This window comes from Streptomyces sp. NPDC002206, from assembly GCF_053593595.1.
The window spans coordinates 43,691-57,374 of record NZ_JBSFCW010000027.1 but is presented as its reverse complement, the minus strand read 5'-3'; the positions used below and the strand labels follow the sequence as shown (position 1 = coordinate 57,374).

Here is a 13,684-nt window from a genome sequence, read left to right as displayed (position 1 = left end):
GGACGAGGACGAGGAGGACGAGGAGGACGAGGAGGACGAGGAGGACGAGGAGGACGAGGAGGACGAGGAGGACGAGGAGGACGAGGAGGACGAGGAGGACGAGGAGGAGTGAACTGAGTGAGTCACCCGCAGGCCCCACAGGCATGGCGACGTCCTGCCCAAGACGTGCGGCCACCGGAGTGGGGCGGAGCCGCCGTCAATTCGGGAATCGGCCGCACATGGCAACTGCTCATCATGCGGCTTACAGCGGCGTATACGAAGTTCGCGGTTCTCGCTCCGGGCAGCGGTACGGTGACAGGAGCCGTCGCCCGCACCGAGCGCCTATTCCTTGAAGTCCCTCGACGCGCTGGGACACCTGGAGAGGCTTGATGTGGTGATCAGCCCCGTGCAGCGGATCGTGCGCGGCGTGCCTCTGGGGCGCTACCGCGATGTCCTGCGCGGTCCGCCGATCGGCCACCCCTTGCACCCCGCGCTGGTGCGGATTCGGATGGGTCCATGATTGTCCGCCGCGGTGCTGGACGTCATGCCCGGCACCCGACGCAGTGCCCGCCTCCTGGTGGGTGTGGGCATCCTTGGGGCCGCGCCGGCCGCGTTGGCCGGCTGGGTGGACTGGGCCGAGCAGCATGAGGGCCAGATGCGTATCGGCTTGGTACACGCGGCGTCGATCGCCACGGCCCTCGGACTCTACGCGGGATCGTGGGTGCAACGCGGCCGTGGCCGTGGCCGTACGTCACTGGGCAAAGCGCTCGGCTTTGCTGGCACCGAACGCCTGGTGGACGCGCCTTGTCACCCACCACCTCAGTAGTGCCCACCCTTGACTCAGCGCCAACCTGTGCCCTTCACACCTCCCGTTCTGCGAAGCAGCCGGCCCGTGGGCGGCGAGCCGGAGCGACGACGCACATCCCCGAGTAGGCCGGCTGACCATCATCTGGTTGCGCTGGACGTCGCCTACCGGCCCGCCCGTTGCTCACAGTGCGGCGGGACCACGGCCGTCAGAGCTGAGAGTCTCCTTCAGTGCTTGAAGGTGTCCCTGCCCTTCTCCACTGCGTGCTGCACTTTGCCCTTGATCTTTTCGACCTTTCCCTTTTTCTCCAGACTTTTGTTGCCCACGGCCTTCCCGGCCACTTCTTTGGTCTTCCCTTCGATTATTTTTCCGATGTTTCTGGTCTTCTTGCCGATATCCATGTCGCACTCCTTCAGGGTCATTCGGTTGGTGGCAGCAGAGTTCCGAGAGGCCCGAGATTCAGATTGAGGTCTTGCATGGAAAGGTCGTATCGAGCGCAGAGTTCAATCATGCGATCGTGCAGAATCATCAGCGTTTCTCCCAGGCGCTCCTCCTGCTCCTCGGTGAGGCCTCCGGCATCTACCCGCTGCAGGGCCTGGCGTTCCATGAGCTGTCGCAGCAGCTCGACGATGGTGAGGACGAGCTTCATCAGATCTCGTTCCACCGTGTCGGGGTCGGTGGTGATCCGCTGAGCCGGCCTGCGGTCTGCACCACCACAGGTCATGACATCCTGCGGCGGCGCGGGCAGCAGCCGGAAGGCGCGGGCGGCGGCGTCGGCGACTTCGTCGAAGCGGTTGCCGGGCGGGTGGTCCTCACCTGTCATCGTTGTCTCCTGCGGGTGCTGAAATGGCCTGCCACGGAGATGGATTCTGTTCGCTGATGGAGACGATCAGCGCGCGCAGCGATATCCGTACAAGGTCGATATCGGCGATGGAGAGCACGATGTCACCGGTGAGGACCACGCCTCCGCTGAGTAGTCGGTCCAGCAGGTCGATCAGCGCGATCTGCCGATCCGCCAGCGGTTCCTCCGATATGGCCTGCGGCCTGCCCGGCGCCTTCACGGGACGATCCTCTTCATCGGCTCGACATCGGCCGGCGTAGCGAAGGAGTAGGGGGCCCAGGGCCCGGTGACTTCGACGCGCACCCCTGGAAATCCCTCCGCAGCGTGCAGGATGTCGGCGCGGAAGGATTCGGCATGCTGCAGCGGTACGAGGTACGCGTCGTTGATGACGTTCTCTCCCGGCCCGCGGGCGAGTTCGCCTTGCTGCGGCCGGTGCTGAACCCGGTCGACTGCATAGACACGGGCCGCGGATTCGATCCGCTCGGCTGCCTGTGAGGCGCTGCGATAGACGTCTTCGCGAGCATGTCGTTGTGCTCTGCGGTGACTGAGGTAGGCCCGCCCCGGGCTCAGGCCCGCTTCCGTGGGTGGGTCTGCCGGACTCGCGGCTGCCTCGGGCGCTTCGACATAGATCTTGACGCCCCACTCCACCTGCGCGGCCAGGGCGGTCAGTCGGCCGGCAAATGCCTCGCGGCGGGCCCGGAGCATGAGGCGCACCCGCTCGTCGTCGAGGTAAACCGTCGCCAGACGAAGTGGCAGGACGGTGGTGCGAGCAGCCAATGCCTCGATCACACGGTTATGGGCGCGGGCGACGGACTCCAGCCAGTCCAGGTCCTCGAGATGCGCGCGCAGCGCGGCCTCCTGGAAGTCCTGCTCAGGCACCGCGCTCACGGCAACTACCACATCGTCACCTTGTTCTACGCGCACCAGATGTACGGGCGCGTCCGCCACCCCGGGAAGCCCCGACAGAGCCTCCTGCAATGATCCGTCAGCATCCTGCGCGACGGCGTACGCATAGGTGACTTCGGTCATGGCGCGTCCCGCCTGTCGCTGCGGGCTCGGGGCGCTGCACGTTTGGTACGTGAAGTGCGGCGCCGGGCTGCAGAGCCGCTCTCCTCGCCCTCGGCCGGTGGCAACTCACCGCCCTCGCGCATGGCCTCTATCTCGGCACGCAGCCTCTTGTTCTCCTCGGCGAGTGAGCTGTAACCGTCGTTGGCGCGTGAGGACAGCGAAGGATCATGCTCCCACCAGTCGATGCCCATCTCCTTCGCTTTGTCCACCGACGCGATCAGCAGGCGCAGCTTGATGGTGAGCAGTTCGATATCCAGCAGGTTGATCTGGATATCACCCGCGATGACGATGCCCTTGTCCAGGACCCGCTCCAGGATGTCGGCGAGATTGGCCGAGGAGCCCTGACTACCGTAAGGGGTGGCTCTGGACGGGAAGTCGCCCATCCTCCTGGCGACGGGTTCGTTCACGGCGCTGCACCTCTATCCCGGGTGTCCCTGCGTTGCGACGGGAGCGCGTAGCAGCGCTCCGGCTCCGCGGCAGCTGCCGCGATCAGGTATCAGTGCCCTGGACATGGGCCCTGATCTCGTCCAGCCGGTCCAGCAGTTCGTCCTCGCGCCGGTCGAAGGTTTCCTCGTCGATGTCTCCCGCCAGCAGCGCCCGCTCGAGCTCGGCGAGCTCCCGCTCGACGGGGGCTGGGTCGTAGTACTCGTTCTCCGCGGTCTCGACGACGCGCTCCATGACCCAGGCCACGCCGCGCACCGGCGCCAGTGGGAGGGTGGCGAGTTGAGTGAACAGCCCCATGAGAACTCCCTAGACGAAACTGTATGCGGGCAACGGGCCGACGAGCCTGAGGTCGAAGTCCTCCCCCAGCTCCTTGGCGAGACCCTGCTCCTCGCTGAGGAAACTCTGCTCCTTGTCCCGCTCCACCAGAAAGGACACGTTCAGGAAGTCGTTCCCCGTCGCCGGCGACGAGCGTTCCTCCCGCGCGAACCCCCGCAGGGCATCGAGGACTCCGGCGGCGAGCCGGTCCTGCCTCTCCTGCACTTCCCGGGAGACCAGCTCGCCGAGGGCGAACGACAGGTCCGGGCTGCTGTTGCCGCTTCTGATCTCCTCGTTGAGCCCGCGCGCCTCGTCGGACTCCAAAAGGATCTGCCGCAGCAGGGCATCCTCGTCCTGGGCAGCCTTCAGGTGATATTCCACGCAGCCCTCCAGCGCCCGCAACCGCTCGGCGAACTCGTCCTTGCGCTCCTCCAGCACCGCTCGCACGGCGTCGTCGTCCACAGTGGTGAAGCCGAACTGCAACGGTAGAACCGTGCCGTCAGCCATCAGCCGCTCCTGCACGGCCTGATGTGCGCCGAGGTCCCTGCGCTTGGGCCGTAGGTCCTCGGGGGCGTCGCTGACGACCGCAGACAACTTGTCGGTGTTCACGGTGCGAAGGCTCGTGGGTGGATTCCCCACCCCGTCGAGGTCGTCCAGGCGCTGCGGATGAGAGGCCGCGACGATGGAGTAGACGTATACGGCCATGACTCACTCCTCACGGCGTCGGGCGGCAGGCCGACGCCTCGGCCGCTCCCGCCTCTCCTCGGGCTCCTCGTCGTCATGTCCCCCCTTGAGCGCGTCGGTCACCGCTTCTGCGGCCCCGCTCAGGGCTCCCTTGGCCTTGCCGTGCGCCCCGCCTTCGGTCACTTCACCTACCAGGTCGGTCAGCTGGGCGGGCGCCTTGCGGCCCGACTCCAGGTCGAGGCGGTTACAGGCCTCAGCGAAGCGCAGGTAGGTGTCGACGCTCGCTACGACGATGCGGGCGTCGATCTTGAGGATCTCGATGCCCACCAGCGACACACGCACGAAGACGTCGATGACCAGTCCGCGGTCCAGAATCAATTCGAGGATGTCGTAGAGGTTCCCGGATCCTCCGCCGCCCCTGGAAATGGTTCCTCCACCTTGCGGCACCACAGTCATGGTGCCTCCTTTCACGGCTCACTCCTGGCGTGGCCGTTTCCGTTCGTGCGGTGTTGCATGGATGCCGGGCCCTCAGCCACGTGGGTCGATCTGCCCTCGGGTGTAGCGGCGGGTGCGCTCGTACGCCACCAGTTCGCCCTCCTTGTCCAGCGTCACTCGATAGCTCGCCATCACGCTGGTGGTCCCGGGAACACGTTCCAGCTCCAGGACTTCCACGTTCGCCTGCCAGCCTTCTTCGGTCGGCTTCAAGGCGGAGACGGACTCGGGTGCGCGGCCCAGGAGCTCCTGGAGCTGCTCAGCCGCGTACCGCATAGCCCGCGGAGCCGAAAGCCGCCGGGCCGTGCGCTTCGTTTCGTCCTCGCTCGTTCGGCTGCTCGCCCGGCCGGTGCTGGTCTTCCGGGCGCTTTTCTTGGCGGGCGTCTTGCTGGACGAGCGCCGGACGCGCTCTGTCCCGTCCTCTTCGCCTGCGGCCATGTTCCCTCTCCGGAATCGGAGACGACGACTCGCTACCGCGCCACATTCACGGGCGCCATTTCATGATATACAGCCTCGGTCAACCGCATCTCGGGCTGTCTCGCACGGCCTGGGGGCCGCCATCACTGCACGCGACGGCTGGTAGCCACGCTGTGCAGTGTCGCGTGCGTAGCCACTCCAGCGGGCACGCCGTGATGACGTCCAGCACCACGAGATGGGCTTCAGCATCTTCAGAGCCACCACCGCGCGACTCTCGTTATCCTGCTGCTTATCTCTGGCCGATGGCGGTCGACCAGCCGTGCTGCTCGGTTCCCTTGTGCCTGCTGGGGCCCTCACCCATCGTCGGTTCGGTGTCTGGTCACTTCTGCTCCCAATGGTGCGCGTCGTCGACGGGCCAAGCTGATCACGCCCAAGGCAAGGAGCGGCCTCATCGTCACCTCAGCGGAGCCTCGCGACGGACACCACGTCCACCACGGTTCGCCCCACGTCGTCTCCGCCGGAGACTCTTCTCCGAGCGGCCACCGTCGGAACAGGTCATATGAGGCCAGTGCTGTCTTTCCCAAACAGTTGCCCATGCTGCCTGCGGGGATCACAGTGGTAAAGGAACACATATGCGAGATCGGAGCACGCTGTGATTGTTCTCGGAGTCATTCTGCTTGTCATCGGGTTCCTGTTCGGCATCTCCATCCTGTGGACCATCGGGATTGTCCTCGCCGTGATCGGGATTGTCCTTTGGATCCTTGGATCGATGGGGCACGCGGTCGCCGGTCGAAGGCACTATTGGTAGGGCGAACAGTTCCGCACCACGATCCCTGAGCCCTCGGCGACGCCGGTTCCGGAACTGCTGACGAGCGATTTCGTCGCGGCCGCGCCGAACCCCCGCTACGCGCGGCCTGGCATGGACGAGAGAGCAGAGCAAACCGTATAGCGGCAGGACCAGCAATGGTCAGTGAGCGTTTACGGCAAGCGCTGCGTCGATCTCGCGGAGGAACGGCCCCAGATCACCTGGGTTGCGCGAAGTGATGAGGGGCCAGCCGCGGGAGTCATCCTTGATGACTGGCTCGTCGGCCCATTCACCACCGGCATTGCGGATGTCCGTCCTCAGTGACGGGTAGGAGGTAAGTTTTTTTACCTTCGAGCACACCCGCTTCGACCAGGGCCCAAGGGCCGTGGCAGATGGCTGCTACGGGGCGACCGGTCGACGTGAAGGAGCGGACGACCTCCATCGCCGACTCCTGCCGACGCAACCTATCGGCGTTCAACGTGCCACCCGGCACGAGGAGTAGGTCGTAATCGGCCGGGTCGACTTCGTTCAGAGTGAGTTCGGGCCGAACGGTTTTCCCGGGAGCCTTGTCGCCGACGAGGGTCTGGACGTCGCCCGCCGACACGGCAGCAACATCCACATCGGCGCCCCAGCCCCGCAGGTGTTCGAGAGGCACCAGGAGTTCGTCCTGCTCGACACCGTAGTTCGTGACGATCGCCAGCACCTTCCGGATGCTCACGTCGTTGTCAGACATTTCCGCATTCCTTTCGGGATGGAACGGTCCGCCGAGAGCGGTGGTGCTGTCATGGATCCCCGCTCTGTGTGCCATGCGGCCCTGCCGGGCCTCCCTGTCGGCGGGACCGAACGGAACCAGCGGCGGTGGGGGCCTGAGCCTCAACCGCGGCGGGCAATGGTCACGTAGCTGCGTCGAGACTCGACACCGAAGACAGCGCCATGGGGGTCGTACAACAGGGCCGTGCGGCGATCACCCTCCGCCGCCCGGCCGATGGTTCCGCCGCCGTACCGGGAGGCCGCCTCCGCTGCCGTGCCGGCGTTCGGTACGGGGAAGTAGACGTTCCAGCGGGGACTCGTCCGCTCGCCCCTCAGCGCCGTACCGGCGGGTACGATCCGGGCGGCCACGCTGCCGGCGTCCTGGAGCGCGACGCCACCGTGCTCGTACCGAACCTCGCAGCAGCCGGGCCGCGCGCAAGCCCACTCGAGCACCTCGCCGTAAAAGATGGCGGCCTCGAACATGTGTCCCGCGCGCAGTTCCAGTCGCCACGGCCGGTGTGCGCGCCAGGACTCCCAGTCGGCGATCAACCGCCCTTCCCAGACTCCGAAACGATTCCCCTCCCGGTCGGCAGCCAGCACCCCACGACCGAGGGACAGGCGGACCGGTCCGACCGCGATGGTGCCGCTGCGTTCCACGATGCGGGCCGCGGCCTCGTCGGCGTTTGTGACAGCGAAGTACGGTGTCCAGTCCACGGCTACCTGCAGGGCCGGTGTCGTGCAGCCCAGACTCGCGGTGGGCACCCCCGCCGAGAGCGCCAACCTGAAGTCCTCACCAAGAGAGGTGCGCCTGAAGTCCCACGCGAGTACGGCACCGTAGAAGTGCTGTGCGGCCTGGGGGTCGGGTGTGGCGAGACTCGCCCAGCAAGGGGCACCGACAGTGCAGCCGGCCAGTCCCGTTACCTCTGCCGGTGGCCTTTCCGGCCGGGGCGGGCTGGGAATGGAAACCATGGCGCTACCTTGCGAGGTGGACACGACCCCTTCGTAAGAGTGCACGTCCGGCGCCCCGGGGGCGAGCGCACAGCGGGCGTGAGAGGCGGGAAGCCTCTGCATTTGTCTCCGACCAGGCGCTGACCCGGAAAATGGGGCTGCTTTCGTAGCGGGCTCAACAATCCCCTGCATCCGACCGCCGCGGAACATATAACGGCCATGTTCGTGGTCCGGTGGCGTGGGCGGGTCCGCGCCAACATGGATGGTGCCGGGGCGGGCAGGAGACGGTCACCCTGCTTTCCAGCTAAGGCGGCATCGTGACTTCATCCGTGAACGCCCGCGAAGCAATTGCCTTCACTACGGGAGCATCGGAGGTTGCGGATGACCTGCCATGGATCGAGGACGGGGGCAAGGTTGCTCCCTATCCGCTCCACCACTCGGCCTCGCCCGTAGCGACTGAGCCCGTGCCGGACCTCCAACTGCCGGGGTCACTGATTCGGACGACAAGGCGCATGCGTCATGGCTCCGGGGTTCACGGGTCGAGTTCACAGACCTGATCGATGAAGATCCGCCGCCATTCCCAGTTGGCTGGATACGGTCAGGGCTTCCGCTCTTCGGTCCGCGTCGTGGTGGCCGAAAAAGTGTCCTCGGTTGCGGCCCAGGCGGCCAGCAGCCGGAGCGCATCGTGGGCCGGGGTGTGAGGCTCGGCGCTGTAGGCGGTCAGGGTGAGGCCGGGCTGCGCGGGTAGTTCCATGGCGTCGAAGTCGAGGGCCACCTCACCGATCTCGGGGTGGCGGAAGACTTTGCGGCCGGTGTGGTGCAGACGCACATTGTGTTTCGCCCACGCTGTACGGAACTCCTCGCTGCGGGTGACGAGTTCGCCGATGAGCCCGGTCAGATCGCTGTCGTGGGGTGCGCGGCCGGCTTCGGTGCGCAGCAGGGACACCGTGGTGTTCAGGGAGATGTCCCAGTCGGGGAAGAAGTCGCGGCCGCCGGGGTGCAGGAACTGGTAGCGGGCAATGTTGACCGGGCCGGGGGCGTCATCCGCGAACAGTGGTGCGTACAGGGCGCGGCCGAGGCGGTTGGTGGCGAGGATGTCGAGGCGGCCGTTGCGGATGAAGGCCGGGCTGTCGCTCATGGAGTCCAGGACCCGGAGGACGCTGGCGGGGATGGGGCCGCGGGTTCGTTTGGTCCGCCGAGGGGCTCGCGAGCCGGCGGCGCGGGCCAGGTCGTGCAGGTGGGCGCGTTCGGCTTCGTCGAGCTGGAGGGCGCCCGCGAGGGCGTCGAGGACTTCGTCGGAGGCTCCGGCGAGGTGGCCGCGCTCGAGGCGGGCGTAGTAGTCGATGCTGACGCCTGCGAGCAGGGCGACTTCCTCGCGGCGCAGCCCGGGCACGCGCCGGTTGCTGCCGTAGGCGGGCAGTCCGGCCTGCTGCGGGGTGATCTTCGCACGACGCGAGGCGAGGAATTCACGGATGTCGCTCTTGGTGTCCACCCAGCCAGGCTAGGACGCCGGGCGCAGGGCTGGGGGGTTCTGTCAGTACCTGTAACAGCGGTACCTTCCGCGCACGTGTGACCTGCGGTTTCATCGATTGTGTCGCTGTTGCGGCCCCCGGCGGACGCCCCGAGTCAGGCTCTGCATGCTGCCGGGGCGGGCCTCTCCCCCACAGAGGGGTTGTGCCCGGTACCAAGACTTTCGCGAAGTGAGGAGTCGTCCCATGACGAAGCAGTCCGCGCCCAAGGATCTGGCGGAGATCGCGCCGAAGCTCGTGGAGGTCACCGACGGCGTCCTGTTCGGTGACGTGTGGGAGCGGCCCGAGCTCTCGCCCCGGGACCGAAGCCTGGTCACGGTCAGTGTGCTGGCGGCTCTCTACCGCACCGAGCAGCTCGGCTATCACCTGGGCAAGGCGCTGGAGAACGGGCTGAGTGTCGAGGAGCTCTCCGAGGCGATCACGCACCTCGCCTTCTACGCCGGGTGGCCCAACGCCATGACCGCGATGAACCAGCTGAAGAAGATCGCCGACGAGCAGGCCGTTACCTGACCCGCGGCCTGTCACAAGGAGCACCACCCACCATGGAATTGTTGAAGAAGCAGCCGACGATGAAGCTGCCCGTCGAGTGGTTCACCGGCGACGCGTGGGCCGATGTGATCCACCGCGGCGAGGAGCCCTCTCGGGCCCGCGCGAACGCGGTGCGCTTCGCGCCGGGCGCCCGGACCGCCTGGCACAGCCACGGCCTGGGCCAGACCCTCTACATCGTCGAAGGCATCGCCCTGATCCAGTCCCGCGGCGGCGAGATCCTCGAGGCCCACCCGGGTGACGTGATCTGGACGCCGTCGGGTGAAGAGCACTGGCACGGTGCCGCCCCGGACCACTTCATGACGCACATCGCGCTGTGGGAGACCGACGAGGTCGACTGGCTCGAGCACGTCAGTGACGACCAGTACGGCGGCCCGCGCACCAGCACCCGCCGCTGACCCGAACCCGAACCAGATGTAAGGAACGTCATTATGCGCGGAGCTGTTCTGTACGCTCCCGGAGACGTGCGCTTCGAGGAGCGCGACGACCCGAAGATCATCAACCCGACCGACGCGATCATCCGTACCGCCGCGACCTGTGTGTGCGGCTCGGACCTGTGGGACTACCGCGGCATCAACCCGGTCGACCAGCCCGCCCCGTTCGGCCACGAGTACGTCGGCGTCGTCGAGGAGGTCGGCAGCGACGTCCACACCATCAAGCCGGGTCAGTTCGTCGTCGGCTCGTTCTTCGCTTCCGACAACACCTGCGCCAACTGCAAGAACGGCTACCAGACCAACTGCCTGCACCGCGAGTTCGTCGGCGCCGAGGGCTGCCAGGCAGAAAAGATCCGGATCCCGCTGGCCGACGGCACCCTGGTCGCCACCCGCGAACAGCCCGCCGAAGAGCACATCGCCGGCCTGCTGGCCTGCTCCGACGTCATGGGCACCGGCTGGTACGCGGCCGTCGCCGCCGAAGTGAAGCCCGGAGACACGGTCGCGGTGGTCGGCGACGGCGCGGTCGGCCTGTGCGCGGTCATCGCCGCCAAGGAACTGGGCGCCGGCCGCATCATCGCCATGTCCCGGCACGAGCCCCGGCAGGAGCTGGCCCGCGAGTTCGGTGCCACCGACATCGTCGCCGAGCGCGGCGACGATGGCATCGCCCGCATCAAGGAGCTGACCGGCGGCATCGGCGCCGACCGAGTGCTGGAGTGCGTGGGCACCGAGCAGTCCATGCAGCAGGCGCTGCGCTCGACGCGGCCCGGCGGCAACGTCGGCTTCGTCGGCGTTCCCCACGGTGTGGCGATCGACGGCGAAGAGCTGTTCTACTCCCACGTCGGCCTGCGCGGCGGACCGGCACCCGTCCGCGAATTCCTGCCGGACCTCATCGACCGGGTGCTCTCCGGCCGCATCAACCCGGGCAAGGTCTTCGACCTGGTGCTGCCGCTCGAGCAGGTCGCCGAGGGTTACAGGGCGATGGACGAGCGGCGCGCCATCAAGACGCTCCTCAGGCCCTGACCCACAGCCGGCCGGCCCTGCTCGGCGGCCTGGCCCTGGTTCTCAGGGCCGGGCCGCGGGCACGTCAGGGCCGGGAGCGTGCGCGGCGGACCAGTCGGTTCATGAAACCGCTGCTGGACACCAGCTCCGAGGACCTGGCCGCCCCGCTCGCGTTCTCGGTGTACGGCCCCGCAACGGCCGTACAGCAGGTCCTGCCCGGAGTGCGTCAACTGGGCCGCGGCACCGTCGTGTTCGTCAACGGCGGCACCGCGGTACGCCCGCACCCCGACCGCGCCGGCACCTCTGTCGCGTTCGCCGCCGAGAGCGCCTACGGCCAACTGCTGCACGACGCGCTGCAAGCAGAGAACATCCACGTCGCTCAGCTGATCATCCCCGGCGCTATCACGCCCGGGGACCCGCGCAAGGACCCCGACGTATTCGCCGACACCCTGTGGCAACTGCACACCAGCCGCGGACCCTACCGCACGTTCGCTGAACCCCTGGACACCTGATCACCACCATCCTTGCCGCATCCCGATCCGGAGGACACACCCCAGCCATGCCCACGCCCCAGGGCGTCATGACCCGCCCGCTGACCCTGCTGTTCGCCCTTGCCGGTGGCCTTGCGGACCGGTCGCCCAGTGGGCCGGATGGCGGGTCCTCTTCCTGATGGCGGCGCGTGCAGTATGGGGCATCGCGGTGCCGATGCGGACGATGGCTGGCTGGCTGGCGCCGGGCAACTGCACCGCCGCTTGACACAAAAGGGGGCGGTTACATGGACCGCATGCCCCAGACGTTCACCCAGGGGCACTCACGCCACTGGTCCAACGGGTCAAGCAATTTCCCGACCTGCTGAGGGCCGGTGGGTTTCCGTCGGTGCTGAGCCCACGCCTTGCGGACCGCCTCTGCCACCCCTTGCGGGAAGCACGCATGAGTCGCGAGGTGGGCACCTGGTGCGACACAGGCGTGAAGAGCGCCTGGTGCGTTACCGGCGTAGAAAGGGAAGGGGACGCCGGGACGACTCAGGGAGTGACCAGCCATGCAGATCGTTGTGGACCTCACGCGCTGCCAGGGCTATGCGCAGTGCGTGTTCCTCGCGCCGAAGGTATTCGAGCTGCACGGTGAAGAGGGGTTGCTGTACGCCACAGCCGTCCCGGACGACCAGGTCGAGCGCGTGCGCCAGGCTGCGGCGGCGTGCCCGGTCCAGGCCATCCTCGCCGGCGAAGGGGTGAGCGCCGGTGCCCGGTGACCTCAAGGACGGCCGCATTGTCATCGTCGGCGCGTCGCTGGCCGGACTCAGGGCCGCGGAGACGCTGCGCGAGGAGGGCTTCACCGGCTCACTCACCGTGGTCGGAGACGAGCCCCACCCGCCCTACGACCGGCCGCCGTTGTCCAAGCAGGTGCTGCTCGGCCAGGCGTCGGCGGACACCACGGCACTGCCGATGCGCCGGGACCCGGACGCCGACTGGCGGCTGGGAGTAGCCGCCACCGGCCTGGATCCTCTGGAGAAACAGGTGATGCTGGCCGACGGCGAGTCGCTGCCGTTCGACCGGCTGCTGATCGCCACCGGGACCCGGGCGCGCCCCTGGCCCAACCCGGAGGAGGCCTCCCTGGACGGGGTGTTCACCCTGCGTACCAGTGACGAGGCCGGGGGGCTGGCCGAGCGGCTGACCGCCGGGCCGCGTCGGGTGCTGGTGATCGGCGCCGGCTTCACCGGTTCGGAGATCGCCTCGGCCTGCCGGGAGCGGGGTATCGAGGTCACGGTTGCAGAACGCGGCCCCGCACCCCTGGTGGGCGCGCTCGGCGGCACCCTGTCGAAACTTGCGGCTGTCATGCACCGCAACCACGGCGTGGACCTGCGCTGCGGGGTGACAGTCACCACGCTACGCGGGGACGGGAACGGCCGGTTCACCGGTGCGGACCTGTCCGACGGCAGCCGTGTCGACGCGGACGTGTGCGTCGTGGCGTTGGGGGCGGTCCGCAACGTCGAGTGGCTGGCGGAGTCCGGGCTGGCAGCGGGTCCGCGCGGAGTCGCCTGCGACGCCGGGTGCCGGGCCTTCAACATGTACGGGATCGTCACCGACGACGTCTTCGTGGCCGGCGACGTCTCCCGGTTCCCGCACCCTCTGTTCGGGTATCAGATGCTCTCACTGGAACACTGGGGCAACGCGGTCGCTCAGGCCGAGGTGGCGGCCCACAACATGGTCAGTCCAGGGCCCCTGCGGCGCCCGCACCTCGCCGTCCCGACGTTCTGGTCGACCCAGTTCGGGCTCAACATCAAGTCGGTGGGCGTGCCCACCTATTCCGACCACGTGGTCATCGCCCAAGGTTCTCTGGAGGCGCGCCGCCTGGCCGTGGTCTACGGCTTCCAAGGACGGGTCACCGCTGCCGTCACCGTCGACATGGCCAAGTCGCTCGACTACTACAAGCACCTGATCGAGACGGCTGCCCCGTTCCCGCCCCCGCTGGGCTCGGCGGACCGTGCGATCGCTGCCGACATCACGATTCCGTCCGACGTGCCGGACCCGAGCGGTCTGTCCCACGGCCCCACCGTGGCGCTCACCGGTCACCTGCCCGATCGCCGACTGACGGTGGTACAGCCCACCGGCTGACCCACGTCCCGCCCAA

Annotated in this window: 20 protein-coding genes and 1 pseudogene; 9 read left to right on the top strand and 12 right to left on the bottom strand. The window is 67.7% G+C overall.

Going from position 1 to position 13,684, the window contains the following annotated elements:
- The first annotated feature begins 328 nt into the window (after window positions 1–328).
- Both ACWCP8_RS32085 and ACWCP8_RS32080 read left to right on the top strand, forming a co-directional pair.
- The gene (locus tag ACWCP8_RS32085; protein ID WP_451119679.1) at window positions 329–499 is read left to right on the top strand and encodes a hypothetical protein; all 171 of its coding nucleotides are present in this window, start codon (window positions 329–331) and stop codon (window positions 497–499) included.
- A 24-nt stretch (window positions 500–523) separates the two neighbouring features.
- Window positions 524–805: a DUF2231 domain-containing protein gene (locus ACWCP8_RS32080; RefSeq protein ID WP_451119719.1), complete on the top strand. Its 282-nt coding sequence runs from the start codon at window positions 524–526 to the stop codon at window positions 803–805.
- Window positions 806–1,011: 206 nt separating this feature from the next.
- Here ACWCP8_RS32080 and ACWCP8_RS32075 read toward each other — a convergent pair whose 3' ends face one another.
- The 9 genes from ACWCP8_RS32075 to ACWCP8_RS32035 all read right to left on the bottom strand — a co-directional run bounded on the left by ACWCP8_RS32075 (window position 1,012) and on the right by ACWCP8_RS32035 (window position 5,066).
- Window positions 1,012–1,185 carry a CsbD family protein gene (locus tag ACWCP8_RS32075; protein ID WP_352269846.1) on the bottom strand — a complete coding sequence of 58 codons (174 nt, stop codon included), beginning with the start codon at window positions 1,183–1,185 and terminating at the stop codon, window positions 1,012–1,014.
- A gap of 17 nt (window positions 1,186–1,202) precedes the next feature.
- Window positions 1,203–1,607: a gas vesicle protein K gene (locus ACWCP8_RS32070; RefSeq protein ID WP_330248351.1), complete on the bottom strand. Its 405-nt coding sequence runs from the start codon at window positions 1,605–1,607 to the stop codon at window positions 1,203–1,205.
- Window positions 1,597–1,845 (bottom strand): gas vesicle protein, encoded by a 249-nt coding sequence (locus tag ACWCP8_RS32065; protein ID WP_326624442.1) that lies wholly within the window; start codon window positions 1,843–1,845, stop codon window positions 1,597–1,599. The genes ACWCP8_RS32070 and ACWCP8_RS32065 overlap by 11 nt, the downstream gene beginning before the upstream one ends.
- Window positions 1,842–2,654: a GvpL/GvpF family gas vesicle protein gene (locus ACWCP8_RS32060; protein ID WP_352269848.1), complete on the bottom strand. Its 813-nt coding sequence runs from the start codon at window positions 2,652–2,654 to the stop codon at window positions 1,842–1,844. The genes ACWCP8_RS32065 and ACWCP8_RS32060 overlap by 4 nt, the downstream gene beginning before the upstream one ends.
- Window positions 2,651–3,076 (bottom strand): gas vesicle protein, encoded by a 426-nt coding sequence (locus ACWCP8_RS32055; RefSeq protein WP_352269930.1) that lies wholly within the window; start codon window positions 3,074–3,076, stop codon window positions 2,651–2,653. The genes ACWCP8_RS32060 and ACWCP8_RS32055 overlap by 4 nt, the downstream gene beginning before the upstream one ends.
- A gap of 106 nt (window positions 3,077–3,182) precedes the next feature.
- Window positions 3,183–3,434, bottom strand: coding sequence for a gas vesicle protein GvpG (locus tag ACWCP8_RS32050; RefSeq protein ID WP_328624387.1), 252 nt, complete (start codon window positions 3,432–3,434; stop codon window positions 3,183–3,185).
- Window positions 3,435–3,443: 9 nt separating this feature from the next.
- A complete protein-coding gene (locus ACWCP8_RS32045) occupies window positions 3,444–4,157 on the bottom strand; it encodes a GvpL/GvpF family gas vesicle protein (RefSeq protein ID WP_352269849.1) in 714 nt (237 codons plus the stop codon).
- Between the two features lie 3 nt (window positions 4,158–4,160).
- Complete coding sequence (locus tag ACWCP8_RS32040; protein WP_352269850.1) at window positions 4,161–4,592, bottom strand: gas vesicle structural protein GvpA; 432 nt, start codon at window positions 4,590–4,592, stop codon at window positions 4,161–4,163.
- A 72-nt stretch (window positions 4,593–4,664) separates the two neighbouring features.
- Window positions 4,665–5,066 (bottom strand): gas vesicle protein GvpO, encoded by a 402-nt coding sequence (locus tag ACWCP8_RS32035; protein WP_352269851.1) that lies wholly within the window; start codon window positions 5,064–5,066, stop codon window positions 4,665–4,667.
- A gap of 631 nt (window positions 5,067–5,697) precedes the next feature.
- Here ACWCP8_RS32035 and ACWCP8_RS32030 point away from each other — a divergent pair.
- Window positions 5,698–5,853 carry a DUF6131 family protein gene (locus ACWCP8_RS32030; RefSeq protein ID WP_352269853.1) on the top strand — a complete coding sequence of 52 codons (156 nt, stop codon included), beginning with the start codon at window positions 5,698–5,700 and terminating at the stop codon, window positions 5,851–5,853.
- 159 nt (window positions 5,854–6,012) lie between these two features.
- On the opposite strand, the pseudogene ACWCP8_RS32025 reads toward ACWCP8_RS32030, so the two are convergent.
- From ACWCP8_RS32025 to ACWCP8_RS32015, 3 genes and pseudogenes are all read right to left on the bottom strand, one after another.
- A pseudogene (locus ACWCP8_RS32025) lies at window positions 6,013–6,583 on the bottom strand (type 1 glutamine amidotransferase domain-containing protein).
- Between the two features lie 140 nt (window positions 6,584–6,723).
- Complete coding sequence (locus ACWCP8_RS32020; RefSeq protein WP_451119674.1) at window positions 6,724–7,380, bottom strand: VOC family protein; 657 nt, start codon at window positions 7,378–7,380, stop codon at window positions 6,724–6,726.
- A gap of 766 nt (window positions 7,381–8,146) precedes the next feature.
- Window positions 8,147–9,040: a helix-turn-helix transcriptional regulator gene (locus ACWCP8_RS32015; protein ID WP_451119672.1), complete on the bottom strand. Its 894-nt coding sequence runs from the start codon at window positions 9,038–9,040 to the stop codon at window positions 8,147–8,149.
- 223 nt (window positions 9,041–9,263) lie between these two features.
- Here ACWCP8_RS32015 and ACWCP8_RS32010 point away from each other — a divergent pair, with 223 nt between their 5' ends.
- The 6 genes from ACWCP8_RS32010 (at window position 9,264) to ACWCP8_RS31985 (ending at window position 13,668) form a co-directional block, all read left to right on the top strand.
- The gene (locus tag ACWCP8_RS32010; RefSeq protein WP_451119670.1) at window positions 9,264–9,587 is read left to right on the top strand and encodes a carboxymuconolactone decarboxylase family protein; all 324 of its coding nucleotides are present in this window, start codon (window positions 9,264–9,266) and stop codon (window positions 9,585–9,587) included.
- A gap of 32 nt (window positions 9,588–9,619) precedes the next feature.
- A complete protein-coding gene (locus tag ACWCP8_RS32005; protein WP_352269860.1) occupies window positions 9,620–10,021 on the top strand; it encodes a (R)-mandelonitrile lyase in 402 nt (133 codons plus the stop codon).
- A gap of 33 nt (window positions 10,022–10,054) precedes the next feature.
- Entirely contained in the window at window positions 10,055–11,077 is a 1,023-nt protein-coding gene (locus ACWCP8_RS32000; RefSeq protein WP_451119668.1) for a zinc-dependent alcohol dehydrogenase family protein, read from the top strand.
- A 101-nt stretch (window positions 11,078–11,178) separates the two neighbouring features.
- Window positions 11,179–11,568 (top strand): hypothetical protein, encoded by a 390-nt coding sequence (locus ACWCP8_RS31995; protein WP_451119666.1) that lies wholly within the window; start codon window positions 11,179–11,181, stop codon window positions 11,566–11,568.
- Window positions 11,569–12,095: 527 nt separating this feature from the next.
- Window positions 12,096–12,305 carry a ferredoxin gene (locus ACWCP8_RS31990; RefSeq protein WP_356005385.1) on the top strand — a complete coding sequence of 70 codons (210 nt, stop codon included), beginning with the start codon at window positions 12,096–12,098 and terminating at the stop codon, window positions 12,303–12,305.
- A complete protein-coding gene (locus tag ACWCP8_RS31985) occupies window positions 12,295–13,668 on the top strand; it encodes an NAD(P)/FAD-dependent oxidoreductase (protein ID WP_352269863.1) in 1,374 nt (457 codons plus the stop codon). Before ACWCP8_RS31990 ends, ACWCP8_RS31985 begins: the two co-directional genes overlap by 11 nt.
- The last annotated feature ends 16 nt before the right edge of the window (window positions 13,669–13,684 follow it).